This window comes from Nesterenkonia pannonica (assembly GCF_019575955.1).
GTDB lineage: Bacteria > Actinomycetota > Actinomycetes > Actinomycetales > Micrococcaceae > Nesterenkonia > Nesterenkonia pannonica.
Genome location: NZ_CP080575.1, coordinates 1705157 through 1720568 on the forward strand (window position 1 = coordinate 1705157; position 15412 = coordinate 1720568).

Below are 15412 nucleotides of genomic sequence, written 5' to 3' on the forward strand. Positions count from 1 at the left end.
TCTCAGTCGATGCTTGTTGGGGTGCTCAGCGGTCTCAGCTTGAGCGCGAGGTCAGCCAGACCATGGAGCCGATCAGGAGCGCCAGTCCGAGGGTCCAGATCAGGAGTCCCTCGGAGACAGGTCCCAGGAACCCCAGGGAGAAGCCTCCGGGAGATCCTTGCGCCTCATACGTCTTGAGGAATGCAATGATGTCCTGCTTGTCCTCCGGTGGGATGTTCGCATCGTTGAATACAGGCATGTTCTGCGGGCCGGTAGTCATGGCTGTGTAGATGTGAACCTCGTCCACTCCGTGCAGCGACGGTGCGTACTTGCCTTCGGTCAGGGCGCCGCCTGCGGCTGCAGCGTTGTGGCACATCGCGCAGTTGATGCGGAAGAGCTCGCCGCCGCGAGCCGGGTCACCGGCGTCGGCATCCAAGTACTCCTCATCCGGGATTCCGGGGCCCGCACCCAGCGAGGCGACGTAGGCCGACAGCTGCGTCGTCTGCTCGTCGTTCATCTGCGGTGGCTTGGCCTGTGCCTGAGGGCCCTGCATCTGCATGGGCATCCGGCCGGTGCCGACCTGAAACTCCACCGACGCAGCGCCGACGCCTACGAGCGATGGACCCTCACTGGTCCCTTCGGCGTTGATGCCGTGGCAGGTGGCGCAGTTTGCGACGAACAGACGTTCGCCCTCGTCCACCTGGTCTGCGGTGTAGTCGCCCGGGAGCTCAGATGCCTGGGCCTGGTTGACTGTCGTCGCAGCGGCGTAGAGTCCGCCGGTCAGCAGCAGTCCCAGCAGGAGCAGCACGGCAAACGCAGCCGGGTGGCGGCGCTTCTGCGAGAGTGCCTTCACGTGGGGTCCTTTGCTTGTAGGTGTGGTGGTAAAAGTGTGCGGATCGCTCGATCAGACGAGCATCGGAAGAATGTAGACAACCGCGAAGAGCGCGATCCAGACCACATCCACGAAGTGCCAGTAGTACGAGACGACAACGGCGGCGCTGGCTTCCTTGTGTGTGAACTTCACGGAGAAGTAGGCCCGCACGATGACGTACAGGAAGGCGAAGAGTCCGCCGAGAACATGCAGCCCGTGGAAGCCCGTTGTGATGTAGAAGGCCGAACCGAAGGAGTTCACGCCGATGGTCACTCCGTGGTCAACAAGCTCAGCGAACTCGAAGGTCTGTCCTGCGATGAAGACCGCGCCCATGAGGTAGCTGAGGAAGTACCACTCCACCATGCCCCAGCCCTTGATCTGGAAGAGTCCCCCAGTGCGTCGGGGCTGGTGCCGCTCGGCAGCGAACACGCCGAACTGCGCCGTCACGGAGGAGGCCACGAGGATCACGGTGATGGTGAGCGCCAGCGGGAAGTCAAGGCGCTGGCTGTACTCGGCCCACATGTCCGGCTGGGTCGACCGCAGCGTGAAGAACATCGCGAAGAGGCCTGCGAAGAACATCAGCTCACTGGTCAACCAGACCATGGTTCCTACAGAGACCATGTTCGGACGATTCGGCAGCGTGCGTGCCGTGGCTGCTGGGGCTTGGGTTGCGGATGTCACGCATTCATTATGTCCTGAAACCGCACCTTGGCGCACTCTCAAGGATGGGTGTGGCGGAGCTGGATGTAGGCACGTACCGCCTGCTTGCCCCGTCGTTGCTGGGATCCGTGGGTGTGCCTCGCTTCGAAAATGGTCCAAATATTTCTACAGTTCGTAGAAATAGCCCCACCGATAGGGTGGGCGCATGCCTGAAATGACCTCGTGGCCAGAGCTCCTCGAAGCACTGCTGAGCCGAAAGAGCCTGACATCCGATACTGCCCGAGCCGCAATGCGCCGTCTGATGTCGGGCGAGCTGGCGGACGCAGAGATCGCAGGATTCCTCGTCGCCCTTCGGGCAAAGGGCGAGACCGGACCAGAGCTACGGGGCCTTTCAGACGCAATGCTGGACGAGGCTCTGAGCATCTCGGTCCCTGGCCCTGCGCTGGATATCGTGGGGACCGGAGGCGATCAGCTTGGCACGGTGAATATTTCGACGATGAGCTCCCTCGTCGCAGTCGGCGCGGGCGCGAGAGTCATCAAGCACGGCAATCGCGGTGCTTCCTCCACCGCCGGGGCAGCGGACGTCATCGAAGCACTGGGAGTCGACCTGGACCTGCCCATCGACCGTGTCGCGCAGTCTGCCGAGCAGGTGGGAATCACGTTCCTGTTTGCGCAGGTCTTCCACCCGGCCATGAGGCACGTCATGCTTAAGCGCGCAGAGCACTCGGCATCAGGACAGCGTTCAACTTCCTCGGACCTCTCTCCAATCCCGCACGCGTCGAGGCCCAGGCGCTGGGCTGCGCCGCCCTGGAGATCGCCCCGAAGATGGCAGACGCCCTGGCCGCCCGCGGAACCCGAGGTTTGGTCTTCCGGGGTCAGGATGGGCGCGACAAGATGACAACGTCAGCGGCGACTGATGTGTGGGAGATTCGAGGAGAACGCATCACTCACTCCGAGATCGCGCCCGAGGATGTGGGCCTGGAACGCGTCGCCGTAGAGGCACTCGCAGGCGGCACGGCCTCGGACAACGCGCAGATCGTTCAGGACGTCCTCAGGGGCGCAAGCGGACCCATCAGGGACGCCGTGATTCTCAACGCAGCAGCAGGACTCACGGCCCTGGACGTGCACGCCGACGGGCATGTAGCGGACCGGTTGAAGAGCAATATGGCCAAGGCGTCGCAGTCCATCGATTCGGGCGCTGCCGCTGAGACCCTCCGGCGGTGGGTGGACTTCACATCAGGCTGAGGCAGCTGACCGCTAACTCTGCTCCGCCAGCTGAGGATCCTCATCGTATCCGAAGGGGTCGGGATCCTCTCCGGGCATCCAGGAGTGGCCCGGCACGGTCCATCCCTCCCTCTTGACAGCCTTCTTCCACCGCTTCGCCCAACGTGGCTTAAGACGGTTTACGTACAGGTAGCCGTCGAGGTGGTCGTACTCGTGCTGCATGATCCTGGCAAACCACCCGTGCGCCTCGAACTGAAGGCGCTCACCGCTCGTATCGAACCCTTGGATCTCAATGTGATCGCTTCGCTTCAGCGGGTAGCTGTATCCGGGCGCTGAAAGGCAGCCTTCCACTTCATCCTCAGGATCAGGGTCGTCCTGAGATACTCGCCCGATCAGCCGAAGTCTGGGGTTGATGATCACTCCCCGGTGAGGAACGTCGCCGGTGTCGCCCGGCCATTTCCAAAGGAAGATGCGCAACCCCACTCCGACCTGCGGCGCCGCCAGACCAACCCCGTGGGAGGCGTCCAGCGTCTCGTCCATGTCCTGCACGAGACGCCGCACGTCGTCGTCGATCGTTTCCACTTCCTTCGCCCGCTGATGAAGAACGGGTTCGCCATGGACGACGATAGGCAGCACTGACATCCGATCAGTGCCGGTAATGTCCGCGGTTGTTCTCGAGAACCCATCCGCTGATGAAGAACAGGATGGGGATGAGCGAGAACATGAAGACCCACCAGTCGACGGCAAAGCCGAAGAACATGAAAGCCAGCGCGCCGCCGAGTCCCAGGGGCCACCAGCTCCACGGCGTGAACTCACCGTAGTTGCCGGTCATCTGGTGAATCTCGCCCTCGGGGTTGTCAGCATCCATAACCTCAGGCTGGTGCTTCGCCGTGGAGCGGAGGTACCACCAGAGCATGAATCCAAGCCCGGCCGTGAGCAGGAGGCATATGAATCCGACCCACTCGATCCCGAGTTCCTGCCCGGATCCGACAGTGGCCCAATTCAGGGTGATGAAGGCGTAGATGACGGCCACCAGCAGGACGAAGGCGCCGATCCCGCCGAACAGTGCAATGTTTGTTCTCATGCTCAGATACCTGCCTTGTCCTGCTGGTCTGCAGGCCCGAACACCTTGCCTGCGGGCGTATCAAGGGTGTGCCGATCGGACAGCTCCGGGTGGTGAAGATCCAGTGCCGGACGCTCAGACCTGATCCGCGGGAGCGAATAGAAGTTGTGTCGAGGAGGTGGGCAGCTGGTCGCCCATTCCAGCGATCCGCCGAAGCCCCATGGATCGTCGACCAGGACCTTCTTGCCCTTCCGGGCCGTGATCCACACGTTCCAGAAGAAGGGAATGAGGGAAGCGCCGAGGAGCATGGAGAAGACGGTGGAGAACTGGTTCATTCCGGTGAATCCGTCTTCGATCATGTAATCGGCGTACCTGCGAGGCATGCCCATGACCCCGAGCCAGTGCTGCACCATGAATGTCCCGTGGAAACCGATGAACAGCATCCAGAAGCTGATCTTGCCGAGCCTCTCGTTGAGCATCTTGCCCGTCCACTTAGGCCACCAGAAGTGGAAGCCCGCGAACATGGCGAAGACCACGGTGCCGAAGACGACGTAGTGGAAGTGCGCGACCACGAAGTAGGTGTCCGAGAGGTGGAAGTTCAGGGGTGGGGAAGCAAGGATGATCCCTGTCAGACCGCCGAAGAGGAAGGTGACGAGGAACCCGAGACTCCACAGCATGGGAGTCTCGAAGGTAATGGATCCTCGCCACATCGTGCCTATCCAATTGAAGAACTTCACCCCAGTCGGCACCGCGATGAGCATCGTCATCAACGCGAAGAAGGGAAGCATCACTGCCCCTGTGACGTACATGTGGTGCGCCCACACCGTCACGGACAGCGCAGCAATGGCGATCGTGGCGTATACCAGGCCCTTGTATCCGAAGACCGGCTTTCGGCTGAAGACCGGGAAGATCTCGGAGACGATCCCGAAGAAGGGCAGGGCAATGATGTAGACCTCCGGGTGGCCGAAGAACCAGAAGAGGTGCTGCCACAGAATCGCTCCGCCAGACTCCGGGTCGAAGATATGTCCGCCCAGACGACGATCCATCGCCAGGCCGAAGAGCGCCGCCGCGAGAGGCGGGAATGCCATGAGTACCAGGATGGAGGTGATCAGGGCGTTCCACGTGAAGATCGGCATGCGCCACATGGTCATACCGGGCGCCCGCATGCAGATGATCGTCGTAATGAAGTTGACGCCGCCGCCGATCGTGCCGAAGCCCGTGAGCGCGAGCCCCAGAACCCATAGGTCCCCACCGAGTCCTGGTGAGTATGTCGTGTCGGAGAGCGGGGCGTAGGCGAACCAGCCGAATGAGGCTGCTCCTGCGGAGTGAGGAAGCCTGCCAGCGCCACCAGCGATCCGAAGAGGAAGAGCCAGTAGGCCAGCGCGTTCAAGCGCGGGAAGGCGACATCCGGAGAGCCGATCTGCAGCGGCACCATCACGTTGGCGAAGCCCGCGAAGAGGGGCGTGGCGAACATCAGCAGCATCACGGTGCCGTGCATCGTGAAGAGCTGGTTGTACTGCTCCCTCGTCTGGAGGAACTGCATGCCGGGCTCGAAGAGCTCGGCTCGGATGATGAGAGCCATCACCCCGCCCACGCAGAAGAAGATGAACGACGTGATGAGGTAGAGGTACCCGATCTTCTTGTGATCGGTGGTCGTCAGCCAGCTGACGATGACCTTGCCCTTTGAGACGGGGACCGCTCGCGTACTGTCCCGCGCGTCGTCAGCGGAGTACTCCATAGTCGTCATGGTCAGTCATCCTCCGGTGATGGTGGCCTGATCGTGCAGGTTGGGGTTGCGGTCGTACGTGTCGTCGAGGTGGCCCTCTTCGAGGGTCTCCAGGTGCTCAACGAACTCGTCCTCTTCGACCACTTCCACGTTGAAGAGCATATTCGAGTGATACTCCCCGCAGAGCTCTGCGCACTTGCCGTGGAAAGTCCCCGTCTCCTGCGGAGTCAGGTACATGTAGTTGGTGCGGCCTGGGACCATGTCGCGCTTCTGAAGGAAGGCGGGAACCCAGAAGGAATGGATGACGTCGCGTGAGGTCAGTTCGAACTCGACGGACTGGTCCACAGGAAGGTACAGCGTGGGAAGGGTGTCGACCACCTCTTCGCGGGGGAGCCGTCCTCATAGGTGAGATCGCCCTGCACACCCGCGTAGTGGACCACATACTCCTCGCCTACCTCAGAGGTGTAGGTGTAGTTGAAGTCCCAGGCCCACTGCTTGCCCACGACGTTCACCTGAACCTCTGGCTCGGCGTAGGGCTCATCCACTTCGCGCTGCGCCTGGTCCGTGTAGTAGAAGAACACGGCCACCATCACAAGCGGAAGCACGGTGTACATGATCTCCAGAGGGACGTTGTACGCGAGCTGCCTGGGGTAGCCGACATCGCCCTTGCGGCGGCGATAGGCAACTATGACCCACAGCATGAGGCCCCAAGTGAGGATTCCTACGAGGAGGGCGGCGATCCACGAGTTGACCCAGAGGTCCGTCAGCAGCGCAGTGTTTGACGTCGTGTCCTGTTCGCCCGGGAGCCAGCCCCTGCTGGCTTAGCGGATCTTCATCGCAGGCGGTGAGCGCCAGAAGGGCTGCTCCGGCTAGTGCGGCGCCCTTGAGGCTATTCATTCCTCGGCTGCCGGTTCGTGTGTGCGAACTCAAAGACGGCCCTTTCCTTTATGCAAGCGAGCGAGTGACCCGCGCGCTGAACCTTGGGTGTAAACGCTGGGGTCCAGACTACTACGTCATGTAGAAGCGCGCTTGCTCTGACACTGCTTCAGACCCGACCGCATACAGAAGGTCCGCATGCCCTGGGGCATGCGGACCTTCACGAGGTTCTACATGACGTAGAAGTTACGCCTACCGCCTCAGTGGAAGGAGTCTCCACAGGCGCATGATCCGCTTGCGTTGGGGTTGTCGATGGTGAAGCCCTGCTTTGAGATGGAGTCCTCAAAGTCAATCTTTGCGCCTTCGAGATAAGGCACGCTCATTTTGTCGACTACTACCTCGACGCCGTCGAATGCACGCAGGGCATCTCCGTCAAGCACTCGCTCGTCGAAGTACAGCTGGTAGATGAGTCCGCTGCATCCTCCGGGCTGGACGGCCACGCGCAGCCGAAGGTCGCTTCGGCCCTCCTGCTGCAGGAGCGAAGACACCTTCTCGCTCGCGGTCTCAGACAGCTCAACCTGGTGAGTCTTGTGGCCGTCGACTTCTGCGCCGCGCAGCTCAGTGGCTTCGGCGGCATCCTGTGTGGGAGTGCTCATGGTTCTTCTACCTTCCCGACGGACGTACACGTCTGGTCTTCAGTCAGATGGGGCCGTCTTGTTCACTCTAGCAACGCGACCCTGCCTCGCGGCATTCCCGCCAGCGGCGAATCGATCAGGCCGGATATTCGCCGCGGCCATTCATAGGCTTCGGAAGCCGCAGCCTGCGGAGCTGCATGCTTCGCATCGCGGCGTAGAAGCCGAGCCCCTTCTCCACATTCTCTGGGCCGAACTTCGCGGCAGCCAGCCGCTTAGCCCGTCGTGCCACCCAGAAGGACTCCACGATGACCGCAAGGATCAGGCCGTAGAGGGCGAGGCCCAGGCTGGCCATGACCTGATCGCCGAGAAGTAGGGAGACGAAGAGGAAGACCACCATGAGGATGAGCAGCCACTCCCCGATCCCGTAGCGGGCATCGATGAACTCGCGGACGAATCGCTTCTGGGGACCCCGGTCCCGGACCGGCATGTGGCGCTCATCCCCGGTCTCCATGGCGCGCCGGGTCTTGGCGCGCTCGTCGGCCAAGGCTTGACGCTGAGCCTTGCGAGCGGCCTTGCGGTCCGCCTGAACCAGCGGCTGTCTCCTGGCCGCGACCTGGTCCCTGCGCCTCGGCGTGGGACCGCCCTTCTTCTCAGGGAACTTGTTTGCTCGCGCCTGGGCCGCCGCGGCAGCATCGCCGGCTGTCGGCGTGGGCACGCGCCTCTTCCTCGAGGACTTCGTTCTGTGATTTTCTCTTGCTGAACAGCACGCGCTCAGTCTACGGCAAGGCTCTTCAGATGCCTGTTGATGCGACGCACCCACAGCGGACCTTCATAGACGAAGCCGGTGTAGCCCTGCACGAGGTCAGCTCCGCTCCGGAGCCGTTGATCCACATCCGACCGCTGACTGCGCCCCGACCGAGATGATGGTCGCTGAGGCGGGAAGTCGCCTCCGGAGGCGCGCCAGGACCTCGAGGCTTCGTTCTGCCAGGACGGGCCCGGAGAGGCCACCTGCTCCCATCGCCTGCACCTCGGAGGCGGGGGTGACGAGCCCCTTCCTGGAGACACTGGTGTTGGTCGCGATGACACCGTCCAGCGACAGCTCGCCGATGAGATCTGCCACCGCATCGATATCTTCGTCAGCCAAGTCGGGCGCGATCTTGACGAGAAGCGGCACATGCTTCTCAGTCACCGAGTCCGCCGTGCGGCGAACAGCTTCCAGCAGCGGCCTCAGGGCATCGATGCTCTGAAGCTGTCTGAGTCCTGGCGTGTTGGGTGAGGAAACATTGACGACGAGGTAGTCGGCGACAGGTGCCAGCAGCCGCGCGGAATCGACATAGTCGTCGAGGGCCGAGTCCAGCGGAACCGCTTTGGTCTTGCCGAGGTTGACCCCTACTGCGGGAACGTGTCTGCCGCGACGGCGCAGCTTCGCGAGGCGGTGCCGCGTGGCCTCGAGGCGTGCACGAACAGCTTCAGCACCGTCGTTGTTGAAGCCCATCCGATTGATCAGGGCGCGGTCCCGCACGAGCCGGAACATTCGGGGACGAGGGTTTCCGGGCTGGGCCTGGCCGGTGACCGTGCCGACTTCGATGTGCCCAAACCCGAGAGCGGCAAGAGGGAGCACCGTTCGCCCGCCTTTGTCGAAGCGCATGGCGAGGCCGAAGGGAGAGGGGAACTCGAGCCCCATCGCCTCCGTCCGCAGCCGCGTATCGGGGCGAGTGAGATGCTCGAGGGCGCGATCGGCGCCCGCACGGCAGACCGCGCTGAGCCCCAGCACCGCCAATCGGTGGGCGTTCTCGGGGTCAAGCCGAGAGAGCACCGTGCGGAAGACGAATCGGTAGACCGGGGCTGCCATGGCCCCGATCCTATCCGCACGTCAGTTCAGCATCTCCTCAGAGAAATCTCTTAGCCTGATCGGCATGTCATCTGAGGTCTCCGCCGATGCCCCTGCCCTCTACCCCGTCCCCGCCCAGCACAGAACAGGCCGCGCTTTTGAGACTGATCGGGCAGAGCTGCTCGAGGAAGGACCGGAGGGTGCGTGGGTCTCGGATGTGCTTGCGGGCTGCGTCAGGCGCACAATCCCCTGGGCGCCGACAACGAGGGCCCCTCAGCGCAACGCTGGTGCGCATGGATGAGCCTCGCCCTGATCGCCCTGAGACCCAGCACCGGGCGCCTGTGCTGCACCTGCATGGATGGACCGACTATTTCTACAACCTCCCCATGGCGCGCTCCTGGGCTCATGCGGGACACCAGTTCTACGCCCTGGACCTGCGCAAGTACGGCCGCAGCCTCCGAGCCTCCCAATCGCCGGGCTACGTAGAGGACCTCACCCACTACTACGCCGAAATCAATGAAGCCGTCAGAATCATCGGTCAGGAGAATCCGCAGGCACCTGCTCCCATCATCCATGCACACTCGACCGGAGGGCTGGTCGCGGCACTGTGGGCCCAGGAGCACCCTGACGCGGCGGGGGCGCTGGTGCTCAACGCACCATGGCTGGAGGTCCCCGGCGACCTGCCGGCACGAGCAGCTGTTGACGGGCTCGTGTCTCCCTGAGCCACATCAATCCGACGGCGGCGCTTCGCGTGCCGCGCTTGGAGAACTATTGGGAGTCGCTGAGCGTCGAGGCTCACGGCGAGTGGGACCTCCACCCTGCATGGCGTCCCCGGAAGTCCTTCCCGATGACGGCTTACTGGATGCGTGCTGTCACGACGGGCCACCGGCGGGTCTACGAGGGGCTGGACCTCAGCATTCCCGTGCTGGTGCTTCTGTCCGCTCTACACCGTCTATCGCAGGCAGTGGACACCGGAGTACCAGGAGAACGACGGCGTGCTCGACGTCGAGCTTCTGGCTCGCCGCGCGGTGCGGCTGGGACATCTGGTGACCGTAGCGCGCGTGCCGGGTGCGATGCACGATGTGTTCGCATCCGCTGAGCCGGTGCGCACGCAGGCCTTCGACCAGGTGCAGCGGTGGCTGAAGGCATACGCACCGGCGCAGCGCAGCTGAGCGTTCAGCCAGCCACGCTGTCGACGGCACCGCCGTAGCGCCGGTCGCGCCGGGCATATATTTTCATGGCCTCCCACAGCGTAGTGCGGTCCACATCCGGCCACAGGGTGTCCAGGAACACCATTTCTGCATAGGCAGACTGCCACAGAAGGAAATTGCTGATGCGCTGCTCCCCGAGGACCGCAGAAACAGGTCCACGTCGGGCATGTCGGGTTCGTCGAGATGCGCAGCCACCGTTGACTCTCGGACCCTCCTGGGGTCCAGCTCCCCAGTCGCTGCCTTCTGAGCGATCCTCTGCACTGCGTCGGCAATCTCGGCGCGCCCGCCGTAGTTCACACACATGGTCAGGGTGGCTCGCGTGTTGTCCTGGGTCAGCTCCTCGGCAGCTTCAAGCTCCCGGATGACGGACCGCCAGAGCTTCGGACGACGCCCGACCAACGGATGCGAACGCCCCAGGCGTGCAGCACGTCGCGCTGCCGACGCAGCACCTCTTTGGAGTAGCCCATGATGAATCGGATCTCATCCGGGGAACGCTTCCAGTTCTCGGTGGAGAACCCGTACACGCTGACGTGGCTGACACCGGATTCGACAGCGCCAGCCATCACTTCCATCAGCGCATGCTCACCGGCACGGTGGCCTTCGGTGCGCGGAAGGCCTCTCTGGTTGGCCCAGCGGCCGTTGCCGTCCATGACGACTGCGACGTGCCTCGGCACCAGCGCCGCCGGCAGCTGCGGGCAGTCGCGCCGTCCGGGTGCGGCCACGGGTCTTCGTACTTATGCTTCGATGCCATCGGCGATCATTCTGCCAGGCGGGTCACACGAGTGCCCTCAAGCTGGCGAAGCGACGTTCCAGATGATGCTGGGCATAGTCGACGACGGTGCCCACCGCTTCGTGCCTCAGAGCCAGCGGAGACTGTCCGACCTCCTCCCACCGCCCCTGCTGCAGCGCCTCGAGCAGCTGGGGAGCTCCTGCACTGAGGCTCCGGGTGCCCGGAGGCCTGCAGTCTGCGCACACCGGGCCGCCTGTGGGCGCGTGGAAGCCGCTGTGGGCACCCGGTCGGCCGCAGGCCACGCAGGCGGACCATGTCACGCGCCACCCTGCGCTCGAGAGTGCCCGGAGCAGGTAGGAGCTCATAATGAGATCAGCGGGGTGGTCTCCGCGGGACAGCGCACCGTATGCCCCGTGCAGCAGCTCGAACTGCTGACGCCGCGCTTCGGTCTCATGCTCGGCCAGACGCTCAGCGGCCTCAGCCATAGCTGAGGCCGCTGTATAGGCGTCGAAGTCAGCAGCGATCAGCGGACCGTAGGCGAAGCGGCCCTGCGCCTGAGAGATGATGTCCAGGCTTCGTCCGTGGATGAACTGAACATCGGCCACCATGAACGGCTCCAGGGTGGCGCCGAATTTGGACGTCGTGCGTCGAACACCCTTTGCTACTCCGCGCACCAGTCCGTGGGAGGCGGTCAGACACGTGATGATGCGGTCCGCCTCCCCAGCTTGTGGGTGCGCAGCACCAGGGCCACGTCCCGGTAGCTGCGCGATGAGAAGGTGCTTCCTGCCACCGCTCCAGCGTACGCCTGGAACCGGCGCGGCTATTCGCGCATCGCTCTGTTCACACCGCTGATGACTGCCTGGAGGCTGGCCAGGGTGGTGTCATGGTCCAGCCCGACGCCCCACAGGACGCGGTCTCCCACGGCGAGCTCCACGAAGCTGGCTGCCTGAGCGTCCCCTGAGGCGCTCATTGCGTGCTCCGTATAGTCGAGAAGCCTCACATCGATGCCGTCGCGCTGGAGGACGTGAAGCAGGGCCGAGATGGGTCCGTTGCCCTGCGCCTGCTCAGAGCGCGCAGACCCGTCGACGATCAGCTCGACGTCCATGCTGAAGTCCCCGCCTGCGTTCGAGGAGGTCCGACAGTTCCAAGGCGGTAGCGCCCCACTGGTTGCCCTCCGCTCCTGCAGGCAGGTATTCGTCCTGGAACATTCGCCAGATCTCGGCGGGTGAGACCTCTCCCCGCCCGTGTCCGCCCGTTTCTGGATCACGCCGGAGAATTCGACCTGGGTGCGGCGCGGAAGATCGATGCCCCGCTCGGTCTTCAGGACGTATGCGACGCCGCCCTTGCCCGACTGAGAGTTGACCCGAATGACGGCCTCGTAGCTTCGGCCGATGTCCTTGGGGTCGATGGGAAGGTACGGCACGGCCCAGGTGAGCGCGCTTCGGTCCTTGCCCTCGGCCTCAGCACGGGCATCCATATGAGCGAATCCCTTGTTGATCGCATCCTGGTGCGAGCCTGAGAAAGCCGTGAAGACGAGGTCTCCCGCCCACGGTGAACGCTCCGGGACTCGCATCTGGTTGCAGTATTCGGCGGTGCGCTTGATCTCGTCCATCTGGGCGAAGTCGATCTGCGGGTCCACGCCTTGGCTGAACAGGTTCATTCCGAGCGTGACGAGGTCCACGTTGCCGGTCCGCTCCCGTTGCCGAAGAGGCATCCTTCGATGCGGTCCGCGCCCGCCATATAGCCCAGCTCAGCGGCGGCGACTGCGGTGCCGCGATCGTTGTGGGGGTGCAGCGACAGAATGACGGAGTCACGCGGGGTGAGGTTCCGGTGCATCCACTCGATGGAGTCGGCGTACACGTTGGGGTGGCCATCTCGACGGTGGCGGGCAGGTTCACGATGACCGGCTTGTCCGGGGTGGCTCCGAGGATGCCGAGAACTTCGTTCGAGATGTGCGCAGCGAAGTCGAGCTCGGTGCCGGTGAACGACTCAGGACTGTACTGGTACCTGATCTCGGTATCGTGGGTGAGGTTCTCTTCGAACTTCCGGCAGAGTCGCGCTCCTGCGCGGCGATGTCGACGATGCCTAAGCACGGTCCTTCTTGAAGACCACTTCCCTCTGCACGATCGATGTGGAGTTGTACAGGTGCACGATGGCCTGGGGCGCCCTGTCGATTGCCTCGAACGTCCGCTCGATGAGGTGCTCGCGGGCCTGGGTCAGCACCTGGATGTATACGTCGTCGGGGATCTTGTCCTGCTCGACGAGCTGACGGACGAAGTCGAAGTCGGTCTGAGAGGCGGCGGGGAACCCTACTTCGATCTCCTTGTAGCCCATGGAGACCAGCAGATCGAACATGCGATGCTTCCGGTCGGGGCTCATAGGGTCGATCAGTGCCTGATTGCCGTCACGAAGGTCCACAGCGCACCACCGAGGGGCTTGGGTGATGATTTTGTCGGGCCAGGTCCGATCGGGGAGCGAGACCGTGATCTGATCGTGGAAAGGCTCATATCGCTGATAGGGCATCTGGGAGGGCTTCTGCAGCTGGCGCATGGGGGTTCCTTCTCGCTTCGGTGCGGCTTGACGGTCGGCCAAGGTCATGCCGTACTCCGCAGCAGGGACTCGGCCATCAGTGTGCGCTCTCGGCGCTGCACCTTCGCTACCCGCTGCGGCGAAGAAGCAGTAGCTGTAGTCCACGATGCGTCTGCATAGTGTTGAAGCTAACACGGAGCACCCGGCCGCCACACCCCATTGAGAGCCGTCCAAAATGTGAACCTGGCCATGCGTGTTCTACGACATGTAGAAAAGCGAGGGAAGTCGTAGAATATGGCGATGCCTTCTGCCGTCTCCGCGCCCTGCCTCGCTCTGAGCGACGTACGCTATGCCGTCGGCTCTGCACGCGCGGGCTCGGGCGTCAAGGAGATCCTCTCGGGCGTCGACCTGGCGGCGCGGCGGGGCGAGGTGACGGTCATCATCGGGCCCAATGGGGCCGGGAAGACCACGACGATGGGCATAGCTCAGGGGCTGGTGCGGCCTTCGGCGGGCACCGTGAGACTTCTGGGCGAGGATCCCTATCGGGCAAGCGCGCAGCTGCGCTCCCGCGTCGGGGTGATGCTTCAGGACGGAGGGCTGCCGCAGTCCGTGAAGCCGCGGACTCTTCTGACGCATGTCGCGAAGCTGCATCGCTCCGCCTGGCCGCTGGAGGATCTGACCCGCTTACTCGATCTCGGCGGGTTCCTGGACCGAAGCATCCGTCGGCTCTCCGGCGGACAGCGGCAGCGCACAGCTATGGCGGCCGCGCTGATCGGCCAGCCCGAGGTCGTGTTCCTGGATGAGCCTTCGGCGGGGCTCGACCCTCAGTCTCGCCACCTGGTCTTCGACCTCATTGAGCATCTGCGCGCTCGCGGTGTGGGGATTGTGCTGACCACCCACCTGCTCGAAGAGGCACAGCGCCTGGCGGACTCTGTCTTCATCCTCAAGGACGGCGCCGTGGTCCGCCATGGCACCGTGGCTGAACTGACCGGCGACGACGCCCCGGCCGAGAGGCGCAATCTTCCCCGCTGGAACAGCGTGACGAGCTCTCGAGCCGCTCGCCCGCCCGCAAGCTGGTGTTCGCCTCGCCTCGGATCCTGACCTCCTCGGAGTTGGCGCGCGCACCATTTCCGGCCGCGCTCGACGGCGACGCCTCCAACAAGGCAGGCGCGAAGTGGGCCGTCTACGGCATCTCATCCCCGAGCGAACTGGCAGCCGTCACCGCTTGGTGGGAGCAGATCGCGCTCATGCCCACAGAGATCAGCTTCGAAGCACGCACTCTGGAGGACGTGTTCTGGGAGGTGAGCACCCCATGACCGTCGAGCCGCCCCATGAGTCGAGTGCTCCCGCCCCGGCTTCGGCGCACGTTCGGGTCTTGGCGCAGGGGCTGTACGAGACGCGCAATGTGCTCCGCAACGGCGAGCAGCTGCTTGTCAGTCTGCTTCTACCTCTCATGGTCCTCATCGGCGTTCATCGTCTCGATCTCGTGGTTAGCGACTCGATCCCTTCGATCGACGTGCTCACCCCAGGGGTCATCGCCCTTGCCGTCATGGCGACGGGCTTCACCGGGCAGGAATCGCCGCAGGGTTCGAACGCCAGTACGGCGTGCTGGCATACATGTCGACCACGCCGCTGGGGCCCACTGGGCTCATTCTCGGCAAAGCCGTGGCGGTCCTCGCCGTGATTGCGGTGCAGCTGATCGTACTGGGCACCGCTTGGCATCGTGCTCGGCTGGAGCCCCGATCCGGTCGGAGTTCTTTGGATGCTGCCTGCCGTGGTGGTGGGGCCGCGGCGTTCACGGCGCTGGGACTGCTGATCGCGGAACGGTGCGCGCGGAAGCAACTCGCGCTGACGAACGTTGCGTGGGTTGTGATGGGCGCTGCTTATGGAAGCGTATTTCCGCTCAGCCATGACGGCCTGGGCGCGGCCCTGCTTCTCATCCCCTCTGCCTCGCTCGGCGAGCTGCTGCGCGCGGCGAGCATCAGCGGCGAGCTTGCCGTCATCCCGCTTCTGATCCTGGCTTAGGCTGGGCTATCCTTGCCGTGCTGGCCGCCCGACGCTGGTTCCAGTGGAGATA

14 protein-coding genes and 7 pseudogenes are annotated in these 15412 nt (G+C 63.8%); 8 read left to right on the forward strand and 13 right to left on the reverse strand.

Annotation, left to right across the window (positions count from 1 at the left end; genetic code table 11):
- Positions 1-34 precede the first annotated feature (34 nt).
- A complete protein-coding gene (locus K0H76_RS12235; protein ID WP_146341631.1) occupies positions 35-832 on the reverse strand; it encodes a cytochrome c in 798 nt (265 codons plus the stop codon).
- Between the two features lie 51 nt (positions 833-883).
- A complete protein-coding gene (locus K0H76_RS12240; RefSeq protein ID WP_146342021.1) occupies positions 884-1471 on the reverse strand; it encodes a heme-copper oxidase subunit III in 588 nt (195 codons plus the stop codon).
- Between the two features lie 244 nt (positions 1472-1715).
- Between K0H76_RS12240 and trpD the strand changes: the two are divergent.
- Positions 1716-2755 (forward strand): annotated as a pseudogene (trpD, locus tag K0H76_RS12245) (anthranilate phosphoribosyltransferase).
- Between the two features lie 12 nt (positions 2756-2767).
- On the opposite strand, the gene def reads toward trpD, so the two are convergent.
- The 8 genes and pseudogenes from def to K0H76_RS12285 form a co-directional block, all read right to left on the reverse strand.
- On the reverse strand, positions 2768-3376 hold the full coding sequence (gene def, locus K0H76_RS12250) for a peptide deformylase (RefSeq protein WP_258933163.1): 609 nt from the start codon (positions 3374-3376) through the stop codon (positions 2768-2770).
- A gap of 4 nt (positions 3377-3380) precedes the next feature.
- Positions 3381-3818, reverse strand: coding sequence for a cytochrome c oxidase subunit 4 (locus K0H76_RS12255; RefSeq protein WP_146341628.1), 438 nt, complete (start codon positions 3816-3818; stop codon positions 3381-3383).
- 2 nt (positions 3819-3820) lie between these two features.
- Positions 3821-5152 carry a cbb3-type cytochrome c oxidase subunit I gene (locus K0H76_RS12260; RefSeq protein WP_258935405.1) on the reverse strand — a complete coding sequence of 444 codons (1332 nt, stop codon included), beginning with the start codon at positions 5150-5152 and terminating at the stop codon, positions 3821-3823.
- 20 nt (positions 5153-5172) lie between these two features.
- Positions 5173-5379 (reverse strand): annotated as a pseudogene (locus K0H76_RS12265) (cbb3-type cytochrome c oxidase subunit I); the annotation flags it as partial.
- Positions 5380-5550: 171 nt separating this feature from the next.
- Positions 5551-6453, reverse strand: a pseudogene (coxB, locus tag K0H76_RS12270) (cytochrome c oxidase subunit II).
- Positions 6454-6659: 206 nt separating this feature from the next.
- Positions 6660-7055 carry an iron-sulfur cluster assembly accessory protein gene (locus tag K0H76_RS12275; protein ID WP_258933164.1) on the reverse strand — a complete coding sequence of 132 codons (396 nt, stop codon included), beginning with the start codon at positions 7053-7055 and terminating at the stop codon, positions 6660-6662.
- A gap of 115 nt (positions 7056-7170) precedes the next feature.
- The gene (locus K0H76_RS12280) at positions 7171-7749 is read right to left on the reverse strand and encodes a DUF3043 domain-containing protein (protein ID WP_258933165.1); all 579 of its coding nucleotides are present in this window, start codon (positions 7747-7749) and stop codon (positions 7171-7173) included.
- A 56-nt stretch (positions 7750-7805) separates the two neighbouring features.
- Positions 7806-8886, reverse strand: a pseudogene (locus K0H76_RS12285) (quinone-dependent dihydroorotate dehydrogenase).
- Positions 8887-8950: 64 nt separating this feature from the next.
- Between K0H76_RS12285 and K0H76_RS12290 the strand changes: the two are divergent.
- The 3 genes from K0H76_RS12290 (at position 8951) to K0H76_RS12300 (ending at position 10037) form a co-directional block, all read left to right on the forward strand.
- Positions 8951-9166, forward strand: a complete 216-nt coding sequence (locus K0H76_RS12290) for a hypothetical protein (protein WP_258933166.1) — start codon at positions 8951-8953, stop codon at positions 9164-9166.
- A complete protein-coding gene (locus K0H76_RS12295) occupies positions 9159-9587 on the forward strand; it encodes an alpha/beta fold hydrolase (RefSeq protein ID WP_258933167.1) in 429 nt (142 codons plus the stop codon). Before K0H76_RS12290 ends, K0H76_RS12295 begins: the two co-directional genes overlap by 8 nt.
- Positions 9588-9731: 144 nt before the next feature.
- Complete coding sequence (locus K0H76_RS12300) at positions 9732-10037, forward strand: hypothetical protein (RefSeq protein ID WP_258933168.1); 306 nt, start codon at positions 9732-9734, stop codon at positions 10035-10037.
- A gap of 4 nt (positions 10038-10041) precedes the next feature.
- On the opposite strand, the pseudogene K0H76_RS12305 reads toward K0H76_RS12300, so the two are convergent.
- From K0H76_RS12305 to leuA, 3 pseudogenes are all read right to left on the reverse strand, one after another.
- Positions 10042-10827, reverse strand: a pseudogene (locus K0H76_RS12305) (isoprenyl transferase).
- 23 nt (positions 10828-10850) lie between these two features.
- Positions 10851-11596 (reverse strand): annotated as a pseudogene (recO, locus tag K0H76_RS12310) (DNA repair protein RecO).
- 30 nt (positions 11597-11626) lie between these two features.
- Positions 11627-13356 (reverse strand): annotated as a pseudogene (leuA, locus tag K0H76_RS12315) (2-isopropylmalate synthase).
- 279 nt (positions 13357-13635) lie between these two features.
- Between leuA and K0H76_RS12320 the strand changes: the two are divergent.
- From K0H76_RS12320 to K0H76_RS12335, 4 genes are read left to right on the forward strand one after another with little or no spacing between them, the layout of a single operon-like run.
- Positions 13636-14436, forward strand: coding sequence for an ABC transporter ATP-binding protein (locus K0H76_RS12320; protein ID WP_258933169.1), 801 nt, complete (start codon positions 13636-13638; stop codon positions 14434-14436).
- Positions 14412-14651: a hypothetical protein gene (locus tag K0H76_RS12325; protein WP_258933170.1), complete on the forward strand. Its 240-nt coding sequence runs from the start codon at positions 14412-14414 to the stop codon at positions 14649-14651. Before K0H76_RS12320 ends, K0H76_RS12325 begins: the two co-directional genes overlap by 25 nt.
- Positions 14648-15019, forward strand: coding sequence for a hypothetical protein (locus K0H76_RS12330; RefSeq protein ID WP_258933171.1), 372 nt, complete (start codon positions 14648-14650; stop codon positions 15017-15019). Before K0H76_RS12325 ends, K0H76_RS12330 begins: the two co-directional genes overlap by 4 nt.
- Entirely contained in the window at positions 15001-15360 is a 360-nt protein-coding gene (locus K0H76_RS12335; protein WP_258933172.1) for a hypothetical protein, read from the forward strand. The genes K0H76_RS12330 and K0H76_RS12335 overlap by 19 nt, the downstream gene beginning before the upstream one ends.
- Positions 15361-15412: the final 52 nt, after the last annotated feature.